A 20,756-nucleotide genomic window follows, 5' to 3' on the forward strand; every position below is an offset into this window, starting at 1 on the left:
AGTTATAATAAAATAGTTATTGTAGTGGTTATGCTCCTATAGTTAAATGGATAGAACAATCCCCTCCTAAGGGATAGATACAGGTTCGATTCCTGTTGGGAGTACCACTTTTTTAATGTAAAATGAAAAATTTAGATAATGACGAACTTAGATAATGATGAATTATGAGTTATGAATGATGAATTAAAGAAACGAAAATAATTTTATTTTAAATTTATAAAAAAACAGCTAATGCAAAATGCATTAGCTGTTTTTTATGAAAAGTTTTATTGTTTATTTAAGGTTAAAACTCTTATGTTTGAGCTTTGTTTTTTTAAATCAGCGTTTTAATTTTTAATTATGAACATAAATTCATCACTCATCATTCATAATTCATCATTTGATTTAACCTTAAATTATTTAGCTCTTTTTTCTAAAAGGTCTTTCCCTTTTTCAAGTCCTAAAAGAATAGCTCCACCAATAATGAAGTATACGAAGTTAAAAGTGCTTAAGTTCATAGCAGGTTTAGCTACTTCTAAAGTTGTAGGTCCCATAAATACTGCATATAGAGAACCTATCATAAGTCCTAAAATTAAGTAAATAGTTTGAGATCTATGTCTCTTTAACTCAATTTTTATTATTTTAATTGTTGAAACTATACCAGTTAAAACTCCAAGTCCAAATATAACTAATATTGGGAAGTATTCAAAATTGAAAGTAAGGAATTCTTTAACTGCGTTTATTATACCTGTATAAAGTCCAAAGATTAATAACAATGTAGAACCTGATATACCAGGAAGAACCATAGCTGATATTGCTATCATTCCAGCCACAAATACAAAAATACCAAGGCCTATAGATAATCCGCTTACTGAAAGGTTTAATCCACCTTCAGAGCCAGCAGCAGGGTTAAAGTAAGTTATAAGTGCAACAATTGTTATACCGATAATAGTAAAGATTATATTTTTATATTGCCCAATTATTGAATCTTTCTCTTGTTTGATTATCATTGGTATTGCTACGATGATAAGCCCTGTAAATAATGAACTTATGGCATAAATGTGGTCATTAAAGATAGATGATAAAAATACTACAGAAAGTCCTAGTCCTACTACCCATCCAAAGCCAAGCTTAATTAAAAATATTAAAGCTTTTTTCTTTTCTTCCCATGGATCTTTAGAAACTAAAGTATTTAGAGAATTTATGAAATCATCATAAAAACCTAATATGAAAGCTATAGTACCACCTGACACTCCAGGAACACTATCTGCTAAGGCCATACAGAAGCCTCTAATAAAATTAAGAATAATCATAATTCACCTCAAATTGTAAAAAATTAAAATAAAAAGGAATAAAAGTTCCTTTAATTAAATATTATAATTGTATTGCCATAAATATAAAAGTTAAAAATTCTTAATAATATAAATACACTAAGAAAAATTTAATTAAGCAAGTATATTGTAAATTTTATGTTTATTTATATGGTAAAATATACAATGAAAATTTAAGTTATGATATAATTAAATAAAAAATTTATTAAAACATAGGAGTGTGATTTGATTTTGGACACCAGTGTTCAGATAACGATACTTGTAATTCTACTTTTTCTATCAGCATTTTTCTCAATGTCAGAGACAGCTTTGATGTCTTTAAGCAAAATAAGAGTAAGACATATGGTGGAAGAAGGAGTTAAAGGAGCGAAATTAGTTGAAAAGCTAATAGAAGATCCCAACAAATTATTAGGAGCAATATTAATAGGAAATAATATAGTAAATATAGGAGCATCCTCATTGGCAACATCAATTGCAGTAGCTAAATGGGGCGAAGGTGGAGTTGGAATAGTTACATTAGGACTAACAGTAATAGTATTAATTTTTGGAGAAATAACACCAAAATCAATAGCAAAGCAAAAGTCTGAAAGTGTATCACTTGCTGTAAGCAAATTTATTAATATAGTTGTTAAGGTGCTAAAGCCTTTTATTATATTATTTACAGGAGTAGCTTCAATATTTATTAGGTTATTAGGTGGAGATCCTAAAGCTAATGAGCCATTTATAACAGAAGAGGAAATCAAGACCATGGTTGGCGTAAGTGAAGAAGAAGGGGTATTAGAAGATGTTGAAAAAGAAATGATTTTCAATGTTTTTGACTTTGCAGATGCCCAAGTAAAAGATGTCATGGTTCAAAGAGTAGATATAATAGCGGTAGATTTAGAAGCAAGTTATGATGAAGTTTTAGATGTGATCAAAAAAGAGCAATTTTCTAGAATACCAGTATATAATCAAACTATTGATGATATAGTTGGAATCTTAAATGTGAAAGATTTAATTATGGCAGAGCAAGATAAAGAAAAGTTTAAAGTTGCTGATTATATGAGAGAGCCTAATTATACTTTCGAATTTAAAAAGATTGCAGAATTATTTAAAGAAATGAAGAAGACAAGAAACCATATAGCTGTAGTTTTAGATGAATATGGCGGAACTGTGGGGATTGTTACAATAGAAGATTTAATAGAAGAAGTATTTGGCGATATAGAAGACGAATATGATGATGAAAATAAGGAAATTGAAGTTATCAAAGAAGATGAATATATTGTTGATGGAAGTGCTAAGCTTGATGTTATCAGTGAGCTTATAGGGGTAAACATGGAATCGGAAGAATTTGATTCTGTAGGAGGTCTACTTATTGGAGAATTAGGAAGATTTCCAGAGCAAAATGAAGAAATTACTTTAAATAATATCAAATTTACCGTAGAGGAAATAGATAAAAATAGAGTTAAAAAAGTAAGGATTTTTACTTAATAAATATTGAGGCTGTTGCAAAAATGCAACAGCCTTAATTTAATGATGAATTATGAATTACGAATGATGAATTAAAGGTGAAATTCTTACAGAATTTCTGAAATTTTAATTATAAGTCAGTGAATGAAAAATTATGAATTAATAATTATATTTCTAAACTCCCGTAAGGAGTTTATTCATCAATTCATCATTCATCACTCATCATTCATCACTCATCATTCATCATTGAAAAAAGGTGGTGTTATTTTGGATTATATGAAGATAGCCTTAGATGAGGCCAGAAAGGCTTTAAATAAGGGAGAAGTACCTGTGGGAGCAGTGATTGTGAAGGAAGGAAATATAATAGCTGCAGCTCATAATTTAAAGGAAACAAATAAGAATGCTATGGCTCATGCAGAAATGATAGCTATTGATATGGCCAGTAAGGTTATAGGTGATTGGAGGCTTAATGGCTGTGAGATGTATGTAACTTTAGAGCCTTGTGCCATGTGTACGTCAGCAATTGCTCATGCAAGGATATCAAAGTTATATATAGGAAGCTTTAATAGGGATATGGGGGCTTGTGGCAGTATATTAAACCTTTTAGATTATAAAATGTTTAATGCAGAAGTACAGATTAATTGGAACTATGATGAAGAATGTAGTAAAATATTAGCAGAATTCTTTAATAGTAAAAGAAAAATAAAATAGGTGGTGAGGAAATGAATCCAGTAGCTTTTGAGATTTTTGGATTACAAATCAGATGGTATGGGATAATTATTGCAGGAGGAGTGTTAGCTGCATTTTTATTATCCAGTGTGTTAGCAAAGAAAAAGGGAGTGTCATTTGATGATATAGTTGATGCATTCATATGGGCTTTTCCCATAGCAATAGTAGGTGCAAGAGCATATTATGTAGCATTTGAGTTTAAAAACTTTAATTCATTTGCAGATATGATAAATATAAGAACTGGTGGGTTAGCTATACATGGTGGTCTTATAGCAGGAACACTGACAGCATATATAGTGTTAAAGATTAAAAAGCTTAACTTTTGGGAATACATAGATGTTGTTATACCAGCAGTTGTTTTAGCACAAGGAATTGGAAGATGGGGCAATTTTATGAATCAAGAAGCTCATGGAGGGGCTGTTTCAGCAGATTTTATTAGTAAATTCCCTGAATTTATACAAAAAGGCATGTTGATAAATGGAGCATATTATCATCCAACCTTTTTATATGAGTCTATTTGTGATGTATTAATATGTTTAATATTAATTTACATCCTATTTAAAAAGAAAAAACAGCATGGAATTGTTTTAGGAGCTTATTTGATCCTTTATTCTTCTGCCAGATTCTTTATTGAAGGACTTAGAACTGACAGTTTAATGTTTGCTGGCCTTAGAATGGCTCAACTTATCAGTATATTAGGTATAATTTTAGGAGCAATTATAATATTTACATCTATTAAGAAAGCGAAAAACTAATAATATATAATATTTAACCTTTGGAGGAATAAGTAGATTTTATTTTTATAATCTACTTATTCCTCCCTTTTTTTATATTTTTAAAACTGATATTTTACTACGCTGTTTATCTCCCTCTGTTTAGTGAGCTGTTTTTATATGATTATATAAGTAAAATTTATAGTGAAAATCATAAAATATAAAAAGTAAAAATAAAATTTTACTTTTTATAAGAAAAACCAACAAAAAGTCGTTTTTTCACTGATTTATGGAATATAATAACAAAAATAATTAATAAAATTAATAATAAAAATATTAAAAAAATAAAGGTAAAGAAAATAATTTACTTTTTTAAAAGGTATGGTATACTTAATTTTGTGCTGAAAAAGTAATTTCTAAGTGTAGGAAAGGATAAGTAAAGATGGATTATGGTGAAATTTTATCTTCAGGAAAGAAAATAAAGAAAATAAGAAAAGAGCTTGGGCTTAAACAGCATGAAATTACTGGGGGAGAAGTTACCCGTAATTTAATAAGTATCATTGAAAATGACAAAGCGGCCTTAACTGAAAAGGTAGCTAAAGTAATAGCTGATAATATTAATATGGCTTGTAATGAGCGAAATATAGATTATCACGTAAGTGCCAGATATCTTTTAGAAAGTGAAGAGTATCAAGCTGAAAGAGTTGTGGATAAGTATTTAGAAAATTTAGCTGTGGATAACTTGCAGCTAGTGGATGAAATTGAAGAGTTCTTAATGATTTATGATCTTACTGATAAAAAGAGAAGTATATATGAAAAGATTGGTGATCTTTATAAGGAGATAAAAGACTATTATAAAAGTTATACATATTATATAAAAGCCTTTGAAAGTATTAGAAAAGATAATATTGATGATATGGCAGCTATATTAATACTAAAGTTAAGTAATTGTTGCAAACTTAATCATAAATACAAGGAAGCGTTGGAATTCTGTAAGTTACCACTTAAAAATGAATCTTTTATTTCTATGGATATAAAGCTAGAACTTCTATTAAATAAGGCAGAAATACTTATGTTGCTGAAGGAATATGATTCTTCTTTAGATGAAATTGAAAGTATTGAGGAATTTAATGAAGAGTTATCTGAAGAATATTTATTTACTTTAAATATGCTAAAGGGACAATGTTATAGGGAGAATAGGTATTATAGGGATGCTTTAGAAGTTTACAAAAGTCTTAAAGAAGGAGCTGGGTCTTTAGATAAAAGTAAAATTCTTTGCATTAATATAAATATAATAGGAATATACATACTTCTTAGAGATAACAGAAATATTAGAAAGCATATTGATGAATCTTTAGTGCTGATAAGCTCCAATAGGCAATTATATAAGGAAAAGCATGGAGCAGAGATTTTTTCAGGTTTAGCAAAAGGCTTTAAATTCATTAGTGAAGATGAAAGAGCCGCTGAATATTATAATCATGCTATTTATAGTGCTAAAAGGAATAAACAGTATGAAATACTCACTGATGCTCTAGAAAATCTTTTTGAAATTTTTGAAAAGAAAAAAGCACTTCATGAGGTGGATAATATAAAGAATGAACTTTTAGAATTGATATCAACTAATGCCATAAATAATGATAATACATTAATATTTAAAGTTATAGGATTTTATAATGCTATGGATGATAAAGAGAGTATTGAAGGAATTGTAAGCTTCATTTTAAATCATCAATAAATTTTAGGAAAAAAATCAAGAAAATCTTTCTATTGAATAAGTAAAAAAATTATGTTAGAATGTAAAAGTATAAAAAGTAAAAATAATTGTATTAAGCTTTTTATACTTTGTACTTTATCAGTATTAATATTATGGAGAGATGTCCGAGTGGTTGAAGGAGCACGCCTGGAACGCGTGTATAGGGGAAACTCTATCGTGGGTTCAAATCCCACTTTCTCCGCCATAGCCGTGCTAGATGGGGAGTCAGCGGTGCCCTGTAACCTGCAATCCGCTATAGCAGGATTGAATTCCTCACCTAGGCTTTAATCTATATGGTCTGCCCCTTTGCAAGTGATGTTGAGGGTTGGGTCCCATGCGACGTAAGACTGTGAACCTCGTCAGGTCCGGAAGGAAGCAGCGATAAGCAGCCCCTGCGTGTGACATGGATAAATCTTGCCTGAGTCAACTACAAAGGTAACGCATATAGATTTCTGTCAAAGTGAGGTGCACGGTTCTACATATACCTTTCTTGTTGGAAAGAAAGGATTTTTTAATGTATAGAACTTTTTGGTTATAAGTTTCAAAACTTATAAATTTTGTGTGACTAGCAGCATAATATGTTGTTTGTTAAATAGTCAATTAATTTTGGTTACTCTTCAATAGGATTAACAATATAGGACAAAAAACAATAGGACAGAAAAATAGGGAAGCTTCATCCGAACTTATGAAGTCTTCCCTACTTTTCTATCCTTTTTTAGTTTAGGATTTTTTTATATAATTAATAAATTTATATTGTAACCCATCTTTAGCATTAGTTAAGATATCTGAAGAATAATCCACAACCCAATTTTCTAAATTTACTTGTGGAAAACTTGTATCACCTTCAAAATCCTTTAGTACTTCCGTTAAATATAGATTATTTGCATGTGGTAAAAATTCTTTATAAATTTCTCCACCGCCAATTATAAAAGCTTCCACAGAGGAATCTTTGTAATTGTTGATAATCTCATCAACGCTGTGGATAACTTCTACATTTTCATTATCCACAGAAAAGTTCTTATCTCTAGTTAAAATTACATGCTTTCTATTAGGAAGCACTCCAGGAAGTGATTCGAAAGTTTTTCTACCCATAATTATGGTATTACCGCTTGTTATTTCTTTAAATCTTTTTAAATCATCAGAAATATGCCATAAAAGTTTGTTATTTCCGCCAATTATATTATTTTGAGCTTTGGCTACTATAATGGAAATCATTTTTACACCTCCTCTTTATTTTACTATATTCCTAAATCAAATTTTAATTGAGGCTTAACTGGTTCATAATCTATAAGTTCAAAATCATCAAGAGTGAAATCATAGAAATTAGTCTTGCCTTCTTTAAGTATTAATTTTGGTTGTTTTTCGCTAGGTGTTCTAGAAAGAAGCTCTTTAGCTTGCTCAATATGTCTGTCATAAATATGTAAGTTATCTACAACATGCATAAATACACCTGGCTTTAAGCCGACATGTCTAGCTACCATCATCAGTAAGGCTACATACTGCATTTTATTTACATGCCCAGCTACAAGGTAATCTGATGACATTATATTCACATAGTTCGCAAAACTATGCAGTTTTTTATAAACTTCCCTATGTCACCATAGGATATTAGACTATATCACAATCTACATGTTTTTGTAGATCCCCAACGTTTCGATTTAAAGGGTATTACAATCACCACAAAGACCCTACCACCATTTGCTTGTGGCTCTACTCTACTCGCTTCGTGCATTATCGCCTTATTTTCAGATTAAAAATATAATCTTTAGCTTTCGATAGTCGTTTAGCTTTTATATATAAATTTATTCTTCTATTATGTAAAATTCCTTCCAGTTTTTATTATTACTTTTACATCTTTGCCGTATTGTTTCACGACTAATATTATAGAAATTACTAGCTTCTTTTAAGCTATTGAAAATTTGACCCTCACAGAAAACTTTTCTTGAACTTAGATGTCCTTTTCCAATTAACGATGAAGAGAAGGTTTCTGGAGAATATCTAATATATTTATTTTTATTATCACATGATTTATCAAAATAGTAAAAGCTATCAAATTGCTTTTCCTTTATTCCAAGGTTCTTTACCAATATGAGAAAGCCTATTTTTTTCAATTGATTCTGCAGATTTCTTCTTTCCTCTAATAGCTTTAGAAATTTTTTCTTTATGCTCTTTAGTAAGTGATTTCCCATATAAGGGATTTAATGTACCTCTGTTACCGTAGTTTGGATTATTTATACCAGTTACTAATTTACAATACTTAATCTTTTCTTCACAACTCATATTTTCCCAACGGCGTTTAGATGAAGAAGATATTTTTTTTCGAATTTGATCATTATTAGGATGATTTGATATTAAATCTCCACCGCTTGAGAGGTTACTTACGTTATATAAATTAGAGTTATCGTTTATATAAGATAATTCTAATTCTTGAATCTCTTTTAGAGTGTTTCTTGTATCAATTATATTAAAAATAAAGTTTTCTTTTCCATATTTATTAAAAGCTCGTTGTAGAAATATACAATGATGCTTATTTTTTTCTAATTCTCTAAAATGCCTTTTTTTTTCTTATGTCAGGATTGCAGGTTCTACCGATATATCGTTTATTATTTATAATATTTTTTATTTCATATAAGTACTGCAATGTATTCACTCCATTCAGATATCTATGAAATTAAAATAAATTTATATAATTTAGCACAAGATTGTCTTATTTAATATAATAAGAGTTTCCTTGTTTAGTTGGGTTATTCGATACACATTGCTGTGTAAAGACGCTCATATTAACGTTGGTGTAATGTTACATCAAGATATTCGCCTCTGGCAGACCAAACAGTTAGAAATGCACATGGATGAAGCCCAGCAGTTTCTTCAAAGTCAGCATATTGATAAAGATCAATGATGTGTCTTCTTGTGTATGGTTCATTAGTAAGTCCATCTAATAACTTATTCATTAAGTCATATTTTTTTACTGTAGCACCATATCTTTGGCCAATGGTATTTGTGTTATCCACTTCCCAGTCTCTCCACCACATGATGTTATGCTTTTCTTCTAAAACAGATAAATCATTGCTTTGATCTTGATATATCCATAATATTTCCTTTATAGCAGATTTTATAGCTATAGGTCTAAGAGTTGTAATAGGAAATTCACCTTTACTAATATCATATTTTTCTACCACTTGGTTAACGTAGATTGTATGAGCAGGCGTTCCATCTTTATAAACTGGTCTGATTTTATGTCCAACAGTACTTGTTCCATTATTTAAAATGTCTTGTATGTTTTCTATAAAAATCTTATCAGCTTTTGATACATAATTTGTTATCATATGTTCACCTCAAAAATATTAAATTTTAAAATTTAAGTATAACATTCTTTTAAAAATTTGAAAATTTCAGCCGTATTTTTTGATAGAATATTGCCTAAAATTATAGATAATATGGTAAATTGTTTCGGGTAAAAGGAATTATTTCTTTTCACAAAAACTAGTGTATAATAATAATTAAAGTTTATAAAAAAAGAGAGGTAAGAGATTTGGCATATACTGCTTTATATAGAGAATGGAGACCAAGTACATTTTATGATGTAGTAGGTCAGGAACATATAACAACTACGTTAAAAAATCAAATACTTAATAATAGAATAGCCCATGCTTATCTTTTCTGTGGAACGAGAGGTACTGGTAAAACATCTACAGCAAAAGTTTTTGCTAAAGCATTAAATTGTTTGAATTTACAAGATGGAGAGCCATGCAATGAATGTGAAATGTGTAAAAAGATAAATAACGGACTTGCTATTGATGTTACAGAGCTAGATGCTGCTTCAAACAATGGTGTAGATAAAATCAGAGATATTATTGATGATGTTAAATATCCTCCGCAAGAAGCACGTTTCAAGGTATATATAATGGATGAGGTTCATATGCTTTCAGCAGGAGCTGTAAATGCATTTTTAAAAACTTTAGAGGAACCACCTGCTAATGTAATATTTATTTTAGCTACAACTGACCCTCAAAAGCTGCCTATTACAATTCTTTCAAGATGTCAGAGATTTGATTTTAAGAGAATTAATAAAAATGATATAACTGCAAGACTTAGAAAGATAGTTACTGAAAAGGGAGTTATGGCTGATGATAAGAGTTTAAATCTTATTGCCAGAGTTTCTGATGGAGCTATGAGAGATTCCTTAAGTATATTAGATCAAGCAATATCTATGGGCAATGGAGCTGTAGAGTATTCATCTGTTGTTTCAATGCTAGGACTTGTAACTAATGAATATCTTTTTACTTTAACTAATAATGTTATAGAAAGAAATATTGAAAAATGTATTTCAACTATTGAAGAAATAATTACTTCAGGTAAGGATGCTTATTTATTCATTAAAGATCTTATTGAACATTATAGAAATCTTTTAATGGCAAAAGTAACTAATAATGCAGAAGAAGTTCTTGATATGTCAGAAGAGAATATTGCTCTTATTAAGGAGCAGACAGCAAGACTAAGAGCAGAAGAAATAATGAGATGTATACGAATATTACAAGAAGCAGAAGGTAATGCTAAGGTTAGCAAGCAGGCTAGGCTTTATTTAGAACTTTCCATAATAAAGATGTGCAAGATTGAATATGATACATCAAATGAAGTTATTTTAACTAGGCTTAATAGATTGGAAGAAAATTTAAAGAACGGAAATATAGCTGTAGCTGTGAAAGAAGGAGTTAGAGCTGAAGCTGCTAGTATGAAAAAAGCAGCAACACCTGCAAGTAAAGCTACTAGACCTGTAAATACAGAATCACCTGCAGTTGGAAATGCTAGTTCTAAACTGACTATAAATGAAGTGCAAAGAGCTTGGAAGGATGTATTAGAAAGGTTCAAAGCTAAAAGAGCAATGATTATTTATGCATCTATATTAATGGGAAGACCTATTTCATGCAGTAATGGTATTATAACAGTTGAATTTGATGAAGATTATAAGCTTAGTGCTGATAGATTAAACAAGCCAGATAATAAGGTAGTAGTAAATGAAGTATTTTCTGAAGTATTCCAAGAAAAATTAAATGTACAGTTTGTATCTAAAGAAAAAAGAAACAATGAGCAAAATGCAGAAGATGTTTTGATGAATGCCTTTGGTGAAGGATTAGTAGATATACTTGATGAATAATGGTAAAAAAAATAACATAAATACTTTATTCTAGTAAAAATTATAAAAATACTTTATAATATGAATAGACTTTTTATTTAAGAGGAGGATTTTTTATGGCAAGAGGAGGATTTCCAGGCGGCTTCGGCGGAGGAAACATGAACAACTTAATGAAGCAAGCACAAAAGCTTCAAAAAGAAATGGAAGAAATGCAAAAAAACTTAGAAAACAGCGAATATGAAGCTTCAGTAGGTGGCGGAGCTGTTGTCGTAAAAGTTAGCGGTAAAAAAGAATTAACATCAATTAAAATAAAAGAAGAAGTTGTAGATGCAGATGATGTTGAAATGTTAGAGGATTTAGTTCTTAGTGCTGTAAATGAAGCATTAAAGAAAGCTGAAGAAGCTAGCTCAAATCAAATGGGAAAATTAACAGGCGGATTAAACATACCTGGGTTGTTTTAAATAATATTTTAAATTTATTAAAGGGCATGCAAGGAGACTTGCGTGCCTTAAAAATTATGAATGGAAGGATGAGTTAAATGGATTTTTATCCAGTTGCTATAGAAAAGCTAATTGAAGAATTTGCAAAATTACCTAGTATAGGGAAAAAGACGGCTCAAAGATTGACATTACATATATTAAATCTTCCGGAAGATGAAGTGAAGGAATTTGCCACAGCTTTAGTTAGAGCTAGAGGCACAATAAAATACTGTTCTATATGTGGAAACTTTACTGAAACGGACCCTTGTCCAATATGTAGCAATCCAAGTAGGGATAAGAGCGTAATATGTGTTGTGGAACAACCTAAAGATATTATGACTATGGAAAAGGTTAAGGAATTCAATGGAACATATCATGTACTTCATGGTAATCTTTCTCCAATGCAAGGAAGAGGTCCTCAAGATATAAAGATAAGAGAGCTTGTGGCAAGAATGAATGCTGATGTGAAGGAAGTTATTATTGCAACTAATCCTAATGTTGAAGGAGAAGCTACAGCAATGTATATTTCTAGAATACTTAGACCTCTCGAAGTTAAGGTAACGAGAATTGCTTCAGGACTTCCTGTTGGAGGAGATTTAGAATATGCAGATGAAGTTACTTTATCTAAAGCATTGGAAGGAAGAAAAGAAATATAAAATTGAGGCTATCTGAATAAAATTTAAGTAGATGGAAATAAATAGAATAAATATTTTTTTAATTTCTATTTAAATTTTAGGAGGGAGTTATGAATAAGGGCAAAATTTTAAATTTTATACTATCAAGGTATGAATATGAAGATACTTTAGATGATGAACTTTTAGAGTCTATTAGAGAAACAATAGAAGAAATGCAAATAGCCCAGTGTATGTTTAATTACGTAAGTGATCCTAAATTAATTGAAGCTGCCATATATAGAGAAGATGCAGCAAAGAAAAAATTTGAATATCTTTTATCTCTAGCGAAAGAAAAGCAAATGAATAAAAAGATAGACATGTAATGAATTTTTAAAAATTATGTAGCATAATAATAAGTATTATATAGGGGGAGAATGAGGGGGAAATTAAATGATAAGTTTAGATATGATAGTATATGCACTAGTTGGATTAGCATTATTGTTTTTAATAATAAAATTACTTAAATGGCCATTAAAGATATTAATTAATGGTATTTTAGGAATTATATTATTATATATAGCCAACATAGTAGGAAGCTATATTGGGTTTGTGCTACCTGTTAATGCAATATCAGCACTTATAGCAGGATTTTTAGGTATACCAGGAATAATATTTCTAGTATTGTTTCAATTCTTTATATAGTTTAATTATTTTGATAAAAAACAGGAAGGGAACCTTTTGTAGGTTCCCTTATAAGTTAAAACAGATATGAATTAAAGAAATAAGTTGTTAATGAATGAAAACTCTATATATAAGTAATTTATGCACAAAATAAAAAAAGTGACACAAATATTTAGGTGTAAGCACTACATCCGCTTACACCCGTTTAAATATGTGGATAATTTAACTTAAAAGCAAAGAAATTATCTACAGTAATAACTTGCCCATTATTTATAAAAATATGTATATTTAATGTTATAATTTAAGAAGAAAAATAAGCTAATATATAATGGTAGGATATTATGTAATACGAGGTGATAAAGATGCCAGCAGGTAATGGAGTAAATTGTTTATACTGTCCTGAAAAGGAGGCAGGGAGATGCCAAGGCAATGACACAGGATGTTTATGTTTTAAATGTCCAAGACATTTAGGACAATGCAGATGTGTCAAGTATTGCAGAGAAACAGAGTCAGTTTTAATTTTTGATGAAAGATAACAGCATGATTTTAAAGCTTTAAAAGGTTCAGAAGATAATCTGAACCTTTTTGTTTTTAGAATATATTATTTTTTTTATTAATATCATAAATATAACTTTATGAATAATATAACAGAATAAGAGTAAATAAATATAAAATATAGCACTAATACTAAAATTAATAAATTAGTAGAAGTCTACAATAGCAATAAAAATATAATGGGGGAATTTCATGCATAAGAAATTATTTATTCCTGGACCAGTGGAGGTTAGACAAGAAGTTTTAGAAAAGATGTCAACACCTATGATTGGTCACAGGAGCAAAGAAGCATCAGAACTTCAGAAACGTATAAGTGATAATTTAAGAAAGTTATTTTACACACAAAGTGAGATATTGCTTTCTACATCATCAGGTAGTGGTCTTATGGAAGGGGCCATAAGATCATGTACCGCAAAAAGAGCAGCAGTATTTTCTGTTGGAGCTTTTGGTAATCGCTGGTATAAGATGGCTGTAAATAATAATGTTCCTGCAGATATTTTTGAATTTGAAATGGGCAAGGCAGTAAAGGTAGAGAAGGTTAAAGAAGTTTTAGATACAGGAAAGTATGATTTAGTAGCAGTAACTCATAATGAGACATCAACAGGAATAATGAATCCTATTAAAGAAATAGGTGAAGTTATAAAAAATTACCCAGAGGTAGTTTTCATTGTAGATACAGTAAGTTCAGCAGGTGGTACAAAAATAGAAGTTGATAATTGGGGAATTGATGTCTGCATAACATCATCACAAAAGGCATTAGGCCTTCCACCGGGATTATCAGTATGTACTTTTTCAGAAAAAGCAAAAAATAGAGCTGAAAATGTTAAAAATAGAGGCTTTTATTTAGATTTGCTTGCTCTTTATAAATATTTGAAAAAGAAAAATTATCAATATCCTTCAACACCATCTTTATCACATATGTTTGCCCTTGATTATCAGCTTGATTATATATTAAATGTTGAAGGGTTGGAAAATAGATTTAAAAGGCATATAGAAATGGCTGATATAGTTAGGAATTGGGGCAGAAAATATTTTGAACTATTTCCTGAAGAGGGCTATTTATCTAATACATTAACCACTATTAAGAATACTAGAGGAATAAGTGTAGCAGATCTTAATAAAGAATTAGCAAAACGAGGCTTTCAAATTTCCAATGGATATGGAGATTTAAAAGAAAAGACATTTAGAATAGCTCATATGGCAGATATCACCGTAGATGAAGTGAAGGAGCTCTTAGATAATATCAATGACATCCTAGGTTTACAATAACTCTTAATTCATCATTCATAATTCATCATTAATATATGGGGGGATTTTATCTTGAAAGTATTGGCCAATGATGGTCTTGAAATAAGTGCAATAAATGAAATAAAGAAAAATGGTATATCTATAGAAACAAATCATCTTGATAAGGAGGCGTTAATTGAAAATATAAAAGATTATGATGTATTAGTAGTAAGATCTGCCACTAAGGTTACAAGCGAGGTTTTGGAGGCAGGAGCAAAAGGAAACTTAAAATTAGTGATTAGAGCAGGTGTAGGAATTGATAATATAGATTTAGATTATGCTGAAAAAGTAGGAATTAAAGTAAGAAATACTCCTAATGCTAGTTCAGATTCAGTAGCAGAATTAGCATTAGGTCATATGTTTTCTGTTGCCAGACATATAGCAGTAGCAAATTATACAATGAGAAATGGTCAATGGAACAAAAAGCAATATAAAGGTAGTGAAATTGCTGGTAAGACTCTTGGAATAATAGGCATGGGACGTATAGGTAAAGCTCTAGCAGGAAAAGCAGAAGCTTTAGGTATGAAGATAATATATACAGATGCTTTGGGAAAGCAAGATAACCTAGCTTACGAATTTATGGACTTAGGTAATCTTTTAAAGGTTAGCGACTATGTATCACTACATGTTCCATATAATAAAGATAAAGGTACTTTAATAAGTGATAGAGAAATATCAATGATGAAAGATGGTGCAGTTATAATTAATTGTGCAAGAGGAAAGGTGGTAGATGAGGAGGCTTTATTAAAAGCATTGAATTCAGGAAAACTAGCAGGAGCAGGAATAGATGTATTTGAACAGGAGCCTAGTGAAAATATGGCACTAATCAATCATGAGCGTGTAAGTGTAACGCCTCATATAGGAGCTTCTACTAAAGAAGCTCAAGAAAGAATTGGAAAAGAAGTAGCTGCTATAGTAATTGATTTTAATAAGTAGTTTTTAACATAAGGGAGGTATTAAATGTGGCAATTATTAGACCTTTCAAAGCATATAGACCAATTAAAGAACATGTAAAAGATATTGCAGCTTTGCCTTATGATGTTATGAGTAGTAAGGAAGCCAGAGGTATGGTAAAGAATAATAAATATTCCTTTCTGCATGTGGATAGGGCAGAGGTAAATTTGGATGAAAGTGTAGGTGAATATGATAAGGTTGTATATGACACTGCTAAGAAAGTATTAGAAAATATGATAGAAGAGGGGTTATATATACAAGAAAAAGCACCTGCTATTTATATTTACCAACAAATAATGGATGGAAGAGGGCAAAAAGGAATAGTTTGCTGTACATCAGTTGATGATTATATTAACAACATTATTAAAAAGCATGAAAGAACAAGATTACTTAAAGAAATAGATAGAGTTAATCATGTAGATATATGTAATGCTAATACAGGGCCTATATTTCTTACCTATAGAAATAATAATGAAATATCATCAATAGTAGAAGAATGGACTAAAAAGGAGCCTGTTTATGATTTTATATCAGAAGATGGTAATGGACATAGGGTGTGGATAATAGATGATAATATAGTAATAGAAAAATTAGTTAAATTATTTAAGAGTATAAAATATTTATATATTGCTGATGGGCATCATAGATCAGCTTCAGCTGTAAAAGTTGCTTTAAAAAGAAGAAAGCAACTAGGTAAGTATACAGGAAATGAAGAATTTAACTATTTTTTATCTATAATATATCCTGATACAGAGCTTAAAGTATTTGATTATAATAGGACAGTTAAGGATTTAAATGGTCTTAGTGAAGAAGAGTTTTTTAGCAAGGTGGAAGAATCATTTTATCTGTCTAAGTCAGAAAGCAATAAGCCAGTAAGCCCAAAGAATAAACATGAATTTGGCATGTATATGAATAAGCAATGGTTTATTTTAAGAGCAAAGGATGGCTCTTTTGATGAAAGTAATCCTATAGATAGTTTAGATGTATCTATACTGCAAAATAATCTCTTAAATCCCATATTAGGCATAAGTGATCCAACAAAGTCAGAGAGAATAGAATTTATTGGAGGTATAAGAGGGCTTAAGGAGTTGGAAAATAGGGCAGATAATGATATGAAGGTGAGTTTTTCTATGTATGCAACCACTATAGATGATATTATGAATGTTGCAGATAGTGGTAAGACAATGCCACCTAAGTCTACTTGGTTTGAACCTAAGCCAAGAAGTGGTATATTCATTCATAAGCTATAAATAAAAAATAGCAGCAATGTAGCTGCTATTTTTTATAGATTTGTAACCATTTCTTTTAGTATAGCAGTTGAATGTTTAACAGCTATAGGTGTGAATTTTTCAAAGTCCATATGTGCTCCATTATTTGCATTATCAGATATTGATCTGATTACAACGAAAGGAATAGAATTTAAGTAACATACATGTGCTATACTTGCACCTTCCATTTCACAAGATAAAGCACCAAATTCTTTTTCTAACCATTGGATTTTTTCAAGAGAAGCAACAAACATATCTCCAGAAACAATTCTTCCTGAGAATGTATTGAAATCTCCAGCTTTATCACAAGCAGCTTTAGCAACTTCTATTAAATGTTCATCACATTTAAAATCAAATGTATCTAATCTTGGAATTTGCCCCATAGGATCACCAAAGGCAGTAGTATCCATATCATATTGCACTAAGTTAGTAGCAACTACTACATCACCAGGATATATTTCCTTACCGATACCACCAGCAACACCTACATTAACTATATGTGTTACTTCATATTCACTGATAAGAAGTTGAGTACATACGGCAGCATTAACTTTACCTATTCCGCATACAACAGCAACTACGTCTTTACCCCATAATTTTCCTTTGTGGAATGTCATTTTAGCTTTTACTTTAGTATCTTCTAATTCCATGTCATTTAATAATATTTCTAATTCTTCTGACATAGCACCAATTATTCCTAATATCATCTTTACCTCCAAAATAATTATTTTAACTCAACATATATTATATACATAGAGGAAATCATTTAATAGTGTATAAATAATAAAAAATAAAATAGCAAATTCCGATAGGAATTACTTGAGAAAAGTGATTTAATAGTCTAATATTATTAATAAGCAAATAAACGTACATAAAAAGGAGAGAAGAAAGATGGCATTATATCCATTTTGTAGAACAGAGCTATTAGTAGGAGAAGAGGGTATTGAAAAGCTTAAAAATTCAAAGGTTATAGTTTTTGGTATAGGTGGAGTAGGAAGTTTTGTTGTAGAAGCATTAACAAGAGCTGGAGTTGGGAATTTAGTATTAGTAGATAATGATACTGTATGTATATCTAACTTAAATAGACAAATACATGCCACTACAAAAACTGTAGATATGGTTAAAGTTGAAGCTATGAAGGAAAGAATTAAATTAATCAATCCTGAATGTAAAGTTGAAGCAAAACAGGTATTTGTTACAGCTGAAAATATTCCAGACTTAATAACAGACGATATAGATTATGTTGTAGATGCAATAGATACTGTAACATCAAAACTTGCATTAGCTGAATACTGTTATAAAAATGAAATAAAGATAATGAGTTCAATGGGAACTGGAAATAAGCTTGATCCAACTATGTTCCAAGTATCAGATGTATATAAAACAAAAGTATGTCCTTTAGCTAAGGTTATGAGATATGAATTAAAGAAGAGGGGCGTAAAGAAATTAAAAGTTGTATATTCTGAAGAAATGCCTATGACTCCTGATAAGGGAAGAGCTGTACCTTCAGGTAAGAGACAAACACCAGGAAGTATTTCATTTGTTCCTCCTGTTGCAGGTATGATAATAGGTGGAGAAGTAATTAAAGATTTAATCGGAATAAACAAATAATAAAAAAAGGCTTTCTTAACTAATAAGAGGGCCTTTTTACGTCTATATTAAGAAATATTGTAAATATTAAATAAGTATAGATACTACATGTGAATCTTTAGTTGAGTTTTATATATAATTATTTGTATAATAAAAATAGTGAAAATAAATTAGGAGAATATAAGATGGGGAGTCAGAAAGAAGTCAATATTGAACTAGTTAAAGGTGCTTTGAATGATTATGTTATTAAAGATAAAGATAAAATAGTGGTGGGGAGATTTACCATAGGTGAGTTAGACAAAGAAAATAAAAGAAGCACCATAAGGTTTAAATTTTATAGAGAAAATAATTATGAATTATTAAAAGCATCAATAGATATGATTTTAAAGACTATATTTAAAGATGGAAATATAAACAAGGTTAATTTTCTAGTTAGTGAAACTAGTGATATAAGTGGATTTTTAGATTTAGGTTTTACTTTAGAGGCTATACTTTCAGAAAATCTTATGGTAAATGGAACTATTGTAGATGAATTAGGCTTAGGTATTACCAGAAATGAATATATAAGCTCTATAAAAAATAATATAGTCCATATGAAGGGAAATAGAATAACTATTAGAAACTTTACGCCTGCTGATGCAGAAGAACTTACAAATTATTATATTAGGAATAAAGAACACTTAAGAGAATTTGAACCTGCTAGAGATAATAGTTTTTATGAAGTAGATGCACAAAGGAAGATATTAATAGAAAGCTATAAACAATTAATGGTTGGAACAGGCATGGATTTAGGAATTTATTTAAAGGATAAGCTTATTGGAAAGATAAAGGTTTCTAATATAGTTCATGGAGTATTTAAAAGTGCCTTTATTGGATATTCAATAGATAAAGAACATGAGGGAAAAGGCTATATGAAAGAGGCTGTATTGCTAGTAGAGAAATATTGCAAACAGTATTTAGATTTACATAGATTAGAAGCATCGGTGCTTGTAGATAATATTAAGTCAAAAAGAGTGCTTTTAAAAAGTGGATTTGAGGAAATAGGAATTAATAAAAAATATCTGTATATAAATGGAAAGTGGAGAGACCATATTACATTTTATAAAATATTAGAATAAAAAATGCTATGATTTATCATAGCATTTTTTATTCTTAAACTTCAAAGTTAACTACAGTAGTTTCACCAGCAACAGCTGAACCAGTTGTAACAGGAGTTATTGATTTAGCAGCATCAACATTAGTTATTAAAACAGGAGTTGCTAAAGATAATCCTTTGCTTAATATGAAGTCTCTGTCTATTTTTATTATAGGTGTACCAGCTTTAACTGTCTTTCCAGCTTCAACTAATTGTTCGAAACCTTCACCATTTAAAGAAACTGTATCAACACCGATATGAACTAATAATTCAAGTCCGTTTGATAATTTTAAAGCAAAAGCATGCTTAGTTTGGAAAACTAATGTTAATTCTCCATCTGCAGGAGCAACAACAGTATCACCTTTTATCATAATAGCAGCTCCGTCTCCAGCCATTTTTTCAGCGAAAACTGGATCTGGTACTTCTGATAATGGAATTATATCCCCATCAGCTACAGCAACTAAACAATTTTTTGGTGCTACTTCAGCAGCAGTTTCTTTTGATTTTGATTTAAATAAGTTTTTGAAAAAGTTACCCATTTTTATCATCCTTTCAATAAATATAAGTTTTGTTATTCATAGTATAGGTAAAATAAAAGGCATAAGTTTAACTGAATATGTAAAACTTATACCTAATAAACAAGATAATTATATATTTTTACCAATATACTGTCAATGCTTATATATAACCATTATTATTGTAGATATAAGATATGAAATATAAAATTATTACTATTATATGCTTTATTCAGCACAAATTATTTATTATTTTACATAAAAATTAATATATAAAGCAATACGTAGCCGTGTGTATCAATGATATAAATATGGTGTATTATATAGAAAATCAGAGTAAAATATAGATAATTTGTAAAAATGAAAAAAATAAGTATATATCTATATGTAGTAAGATGATATTATATGTCTTGTCCTTTGAATACGGACAGCCGGTAACGGCAACACAATATCAAAATGTGTTTCAAAAGTTTTTAAAAAAGTTTTAAAAACTTATTGACATAAAAGTGATAAGGTGTTAAGATAATAAAGTCGCTTGAGGGCGACGAAGATAAATGGTCTTTGAAAATTGAACAGAATATAGTTAATAT

General features: G+C 29.8%; 22 protein-coding genes, 2 tRNA genes and 1 other RNA gene. 18 read left to right on the forward strand and 7 right to left on the reverse strand.

Features of this window, described 5'->3' with window-relative positions:
* The first annotated feature begins 32 nt into the window (after positions 1-32).
* A tRNA-Arg gene (locus Q5O44_RS02990) sits at positions 33-107 on the forward strand.
* A gap of 288 nt (positions 108-395) precedes the next feature.
* Here Q5O44_RS02990 and Q5O44_RS02995 read toward each other — a convergent pair.
* On the reverse strand, positions 396-1,292 hold the full coding sequence (locus Q5O44_RS02995) for a DUF368 domain-containing protein (RefSeq protein WP_291662635.1): 897 nt from the start codon (positions 1,290-1,292) through the stop codon (positions 396-398).
* 249 nt (positions 1,293-1,541) lie between these two features.
* Between Q5O44_RS02995 and Q5O44_RS03000 the strand changes: the two genes are divergently transcribed.
* The 6 genes from Q5O44_RS03000 (at position 1,542) to ffs (ending at position 6,427) form a co-directional block, all read left to right on the forward strand.
* Positions 1,542-2,780: an HlyC/CorC family transporter gene (locus Q5O44_RS03000; protein ID WP_291662670.1), complete on the forward strand. Its 1,239-nt coding sequence runs from the start codon at positions 1,542-1,544 to the stop codon at positions 2,778-2,780.
* A 246-nt stretch (positions 2,781-3,026) separates the two neighbouring features.
* Entirely contained in the window at positions 3,027-3,470 is a 444-nt protein-coding gene (locus Q5O44_RS03005) for a nucleoside deaminase (RefSeq protein ID WP_022166910.1), read from the forward strand.
* Between the two features lie 11 nt (positions 3,471-3,481).
* On the forward strand, positions 3,482-4,243 hold the full coding sequence (gene lgt, locus Q5O44_RS03010; protein ID WP_022166911.1) for a prolipoprotein diacylglyceryl transferase: 762 nt from the start codon (positions 3,482-3,484) through the stop codon (positions 4,241-4,243).
* 400 nt (positions 4,244-4,643) lie between these two features.
* A complete protein-coding gene (locus Q5O44_RS03015; RefSeq protein ID WP_022166912.1) occupies positions 4,644-5,936 on the forward strand; it encodes a helix-turn-helix transcriptional regulator in 1,293 nt (430 codons plus the stop codon).
* Between the two features lie 133 nt (positions 5,937-6,069).
* Positions 6,070-6,159, forward strand: a tRNA-Ser gene (locus tag Q5O44_RS03020).
* 3 nt (positions 6,160-6,162) lie between these two features.
* Positions 6,163-6,427: signal recognition particle sRNA large type (ffs, locus tag Q5O44_RS03025), an RNA gene on the forward strand.
* A 247-nt stretch (positions 6,428-6,674) separates the two neighbouring features.
* Here ffs and Q5O44_RS03030 read toward each other — a convergent pair.
* The 4 genes from Q5O44_RS03030 to Q5O44_RS03045 all read right to left on the reverse strand — a co-directional run bounded on the left by Q5O44_RS03030 (position 6,675) and on the right by Q5O44_RS03045 (position 9,280).
* Positions 6,675-7,169: a dihydrofolate reductase gene (locus tag Q5O44_RS03030; protein ID WP_022166913.1), complete on the reverse strand. Its 495-nt coding sequence runs from the start codon at positions 7,167-7,169 to the stop codon at positions 6,675-6,677.
* Between the two features lie 23 nt (positions 7,170-7,192).
* Entirely contained in the window at positions 7,193-7,498 is a 306-nt protein-coding gene (locus Q5O44_RS03035; protein ID WP_022166914.1) for a thymidylate synthase, read from the reverse strand.
* Between the two features lie 505 nt (positions 7,499-8,003).
* Complete coding sequence (locus tag Q5O44_RS03040; RefSeq protein WP_022166916.1) at positions 8,004-8,234, reverse strand: NUMOD3 domain-containing DNA-binding protein; 231 nt, start codon at positions 8,232-8,234, stop codon at positions 8,004-8,006.
* A gap of 500 nt (positions 8,235-8,734) precedes the next feature.
* The gene (locus tag Q5O44_RS03045; RefSeq protein ID WP_022166917.1) at positions 8,735-9,280 is read right to left on the reverse strand and encodes a thymidylate synthase; all 546 of its coding nucleotides are present in this window, start codon (positions 9,278-9,280) and stop codon (positions 8,735-8,737) included.
* A gap of 206 nt (positions 9,281-9,486) precedes the next feature.
* Between Q5O44_RS03045 and dnaX the strand changes: the two genes are divergently transcribed.
* The 9 genes from dnaX to Q5O44_RS03090 all read left to right on the forward strand — a co-directional run bounded on the left by dnaX (position 9,487) and on the right by Q5O44_RS03090 (position 16,908).
* The gene (dnaX, locus tag Q5O44_RS03050) at positions 9,487-11,109 is read left to right on the forward strand and encodes a DNA polymerase III subunit gamma/tau (protein WP_022166918.1); all 1,623 of its coding nucleotides are present in this window, start codon (positions 9,487-9,489) and stop codon (positions 11,107-11,109) included.
* A gap of 95 nt (positions 11,110-11,204) precedes the next feature.
* Positions 11,205-11,549, forward strand: a complete 345-nt coding sequence (locus Q5O44_RS03055) for a YbaB/EbfC family nucleoid-associated protein (RefSeq protein ID WP_022166919.1) — start codon at positions 11,205-11,207, stop codon at positions 11,547-11,549.
* Between the two features lie 77 nt (positions 11,550-11,626).
* A complete protein-coding gene (recR, locus tag Q5O44_RS03060) occupies positions 11,627-12,223 on the forward strand; it encodes a recombination mediator RecR (protein ID WP_022166920.1) in 597 nt (198 codons plus the stop codon).
* 89 nt (positions 12,224-12,312) lie between these two features.
* The gene (locus tag Q5O44_RS03065; protein ID WP_022166921.1) at positions 12,313-12,564 is read left to right on the forward strand and encodes a DUF2508 family protein; all 252 of its coding nucleotides are present in this window, start codon (positions 12,313-12,315) and stop codon (positions 12,562-12,564) included.
* 70 nt (positions 12,565-12,634) lie between these two features.
* Complete coding sequence (locus Q5O44_RS03070) at positions 12,635-12,883, forward strand: pro-sigmaK processing inhibitor BofA family protein (RefSeq protein ID WP_291663248.1); 249 nt, start codon at positions 12,635-12,637, stop codon at positions 12,881-12,883.
* A gap of 341 nt (positions 12,884-13,224) precedes the next feature.
* Positions 13,225-13,398, forward strand: coding sequence for a hypothetical protein (locus Q5O44_RS03075; RefSeq protein ID WP_022166923.1), 174 nt, complete (start codon positions 13,225-13,227; stop codon positions 13,396-13,398).
* A gap of 211 nt (positions 13,399-13,609) precedes the next feature.
* Complete coding sequence (locus Q5O44_RS03080; protein WP_022166924.1) at positions 13,610-14,686, forward strand: alanine--glyoxylate aminotransferase family protein; 1,077 nt, start codon at positions 13,610-13,612, stop codon at positions 14,684-14,686.
* A gap of 48 nt (positions 14,687-14,734) precedes the next feature.
* Positions 14,735-15,640 carry a D-2-hydroxyacid dehydrogenase gene (locus Q5O44_RS03085; RefSeq protein ID WP_302637241.1) on the forward strand — a complete coding sequence of 302 codons (906 nt, stop codon included), beginning with the start codon at positions 14,735-14,737 and terminating at the stop codon, positions 15,638-15,640.
* A gap of 26 nt (positions 15,641-15,666) precedes the next feature.
* The gene (locus tag Q5O44_RS03090) at positions 15,667-16,908 is read left to right on the forward strand and encodes a DUF1015 domain-containing protein (protein WP_022166926.1); all 1,242 of its coding nucleotides are present in this window, start codon (positions 15,667-15,669) and stop codon (positions 16,906-16,908) included.
* A gap of 32 nt (positions 16,909-16,940) precedes the next feature.
* Here the strand turns inward: Q5O44_RS03090 and Q5O44_RS03095 are convergent, their stop codons facing one another.
* Positions 16,941-17,633 (reverse strand): 5'-methylthioadenosine/adenosylhomocysteine nucleosidase, encoded by a 693-nt coding sequence (locus Q5O44_RS03095; RefSeq protein WP_022166927.1) that lies wholly within the window; start codon positions 17,631-17,633, stop codon positions 16,941-16,943.
* Between the two features lie 184 nt (positions 17,634-17,817).
* Here Q5O44_RS03095 and Q5O44_RS03100 point away from each other — a divergent pair, with 184 nt between their 5' ends.
* Positions 17,818-18,537 carry a ThiF family adenylyltransferase gene (locus Q5O44_RS03100; RefSeq protein WP_022166928.1) on the forward strand — a complete coding sequence of 240 codons (720 nt, stop codon included), beginning with the start codon at positions 17,818-17,820 and terminating at the stop codon, positions 18,535-18,537.
* A 164-nt stretch (positions 18,538-18,701) separates the two neighbouring features.
* Positions 18,702-19,634, forward strand: coding sequence for a GNAT family N-acetyltransferase (locus Q5O44_RS03105; RefSeq protein ID WP_022166929.1), 933 nt, complete (start codon positions 18,702-18,704; stop codon positions 19,632-19,634).
* A gap of 34 nt (positions 19,635-19,668) precedes the next feature.
* Here the strand turns inward: Q5O44_RS03105 and Q5O44_RS03110 are convergent, their stop codons facing one another.
* Positions 19,669-20,190 carry a PTS glucose transporter subunit IIA gene (locus Q5O44_RS03110; protein WP_022166930.1) on the reverse strand — a complete coding sequence of 174 codons (522 nt, stop codon included), beginning with the start codon at positions 20,188-20,190 and terminating at the stop codon, positions 19,669-19,671.
* Positions 20,191-20,756 lie beyond the last annotated feature (566 nt).

The organism is Clostridium sp. CAG:221, assembly GCA_000435835.1.
In the GTDB taxonomy this organism is placed as follows: domain Bacteria; phylum Bacillota; class Clostridia; order Clostridiales; family Clostridiaceae; genus Clostridium.

Bases quoted from the DNA above. Each gene is read 5' to 3' on its own strand.
- Q5O44_RS03080 (WP_022166924.1), top strand. From the start codon at position 13,610: ATGCATAAGAAATTATTTATTCCTGGACCAGTGGAGGTTAGACAAGAA.
- Q5O44_RS02995 (WP_291662635.1), bottom strand. From the start codon at position 1,292: ATGATTATTCTTAATTTTATTAGAGGCTTCTGTATGGCCTTAGCAGAT.
- Q5O44_RS03110 (WP_022166930.1), bottom strand. From the start codon at position 20,190: ATGGGTAACTTTTTCAAAAACTTATTTAAATCAAAATCAAAAGAAACT.
- Q5O44_RS03045 (WP_022166917.1), bottom strand. From the start codon at position 9,280: ATGATAACAAATTATGTATCAAAAGCTGATAAGATTTTTATAGAAAAC.
- Q5O44_RS03075 (WP_022166923.1), top strand. From the start codon at position 13,225: ATGCCAGCAGGTAATGGAGTAAATTGTTTATACTGTCCTGAAAAGGAG.
- Q5O44_RS03040 (WP_022166916.1), bottom strand. From the start codon at position 8,234: ATGAGTTGTGAAGAAAAGATTAAGTATTGTAAATTAGTAACTGGTATA.
- Q5O44_RS03100 (WP_022166928.1), top strand. From the start codon at position 17,818: ATGGCATTATATCCATTTTGTAGAACAGAGCTATTAGTAGGAGAAGAG.
- Q5O44_RS03105 (WP_022166929.1), top strand. From the start codon at position 18,702: ATGGGGAGTCAGAAAGAAGTCAATATTGAACTAGTTAAAGGTGCTTTG.
- Q5O44_RS03015 (WP_022166912.1), top strand. From the start codon at position 4,644: ATGGATTATGGTGAAATTTTATCTTCAGGAAAGAAAATAAAGAAAATA.
- Q5O44_RS03065 (WP_022166921.1), top strand. From the start codon at position 12,313: ATGAATAAGGGCAAAATTTTAAATTTTATACTATCAAGGTATGAATAT.
- Q5O44_RS03035 (WP_022166914.1), bottom strand. From the start codon at position 7,498: ATGTCATCAGATTACCTTGTAGCTGGGCATGTAAATAAAATGCAGTAT.
- Q5O44_RS03030 (WP_022166913.1), bottom strand. From the start codon at position 7,169: ATGATTTCCATTATAGTAGCCAAAGCTCAAAATAATATAATTGGCGGA.
- lgt (WP_022166911.1), top strand. From the start codon at position 3,482: ATGAATCCAGTAGCTTTTGAGATTTTTGGATTACAAATCAGATGGTAT.
- recR (WP_022166920.1), top strand. From the start codon at position 11,627: ATGGATTTTTATCCAGTTGCTATAGAAAAGCTAATTGAAGAATTTGCA.
- Q5O44_RS03055 (WP_022166919.1), top strand. From the start codon at position 11,205: ATGGCAAGAGGAGGATTTCCAGGCGGCTTCGGCGGAGGAAACATGAAC.
- Q5O44_RS03095 (WP_022166927.1), bottom strand. From the start codon at position 17,633: ATGATATTAGGAATAATTGGTGCTATGTCAGAAGAATTAGAAATATTA.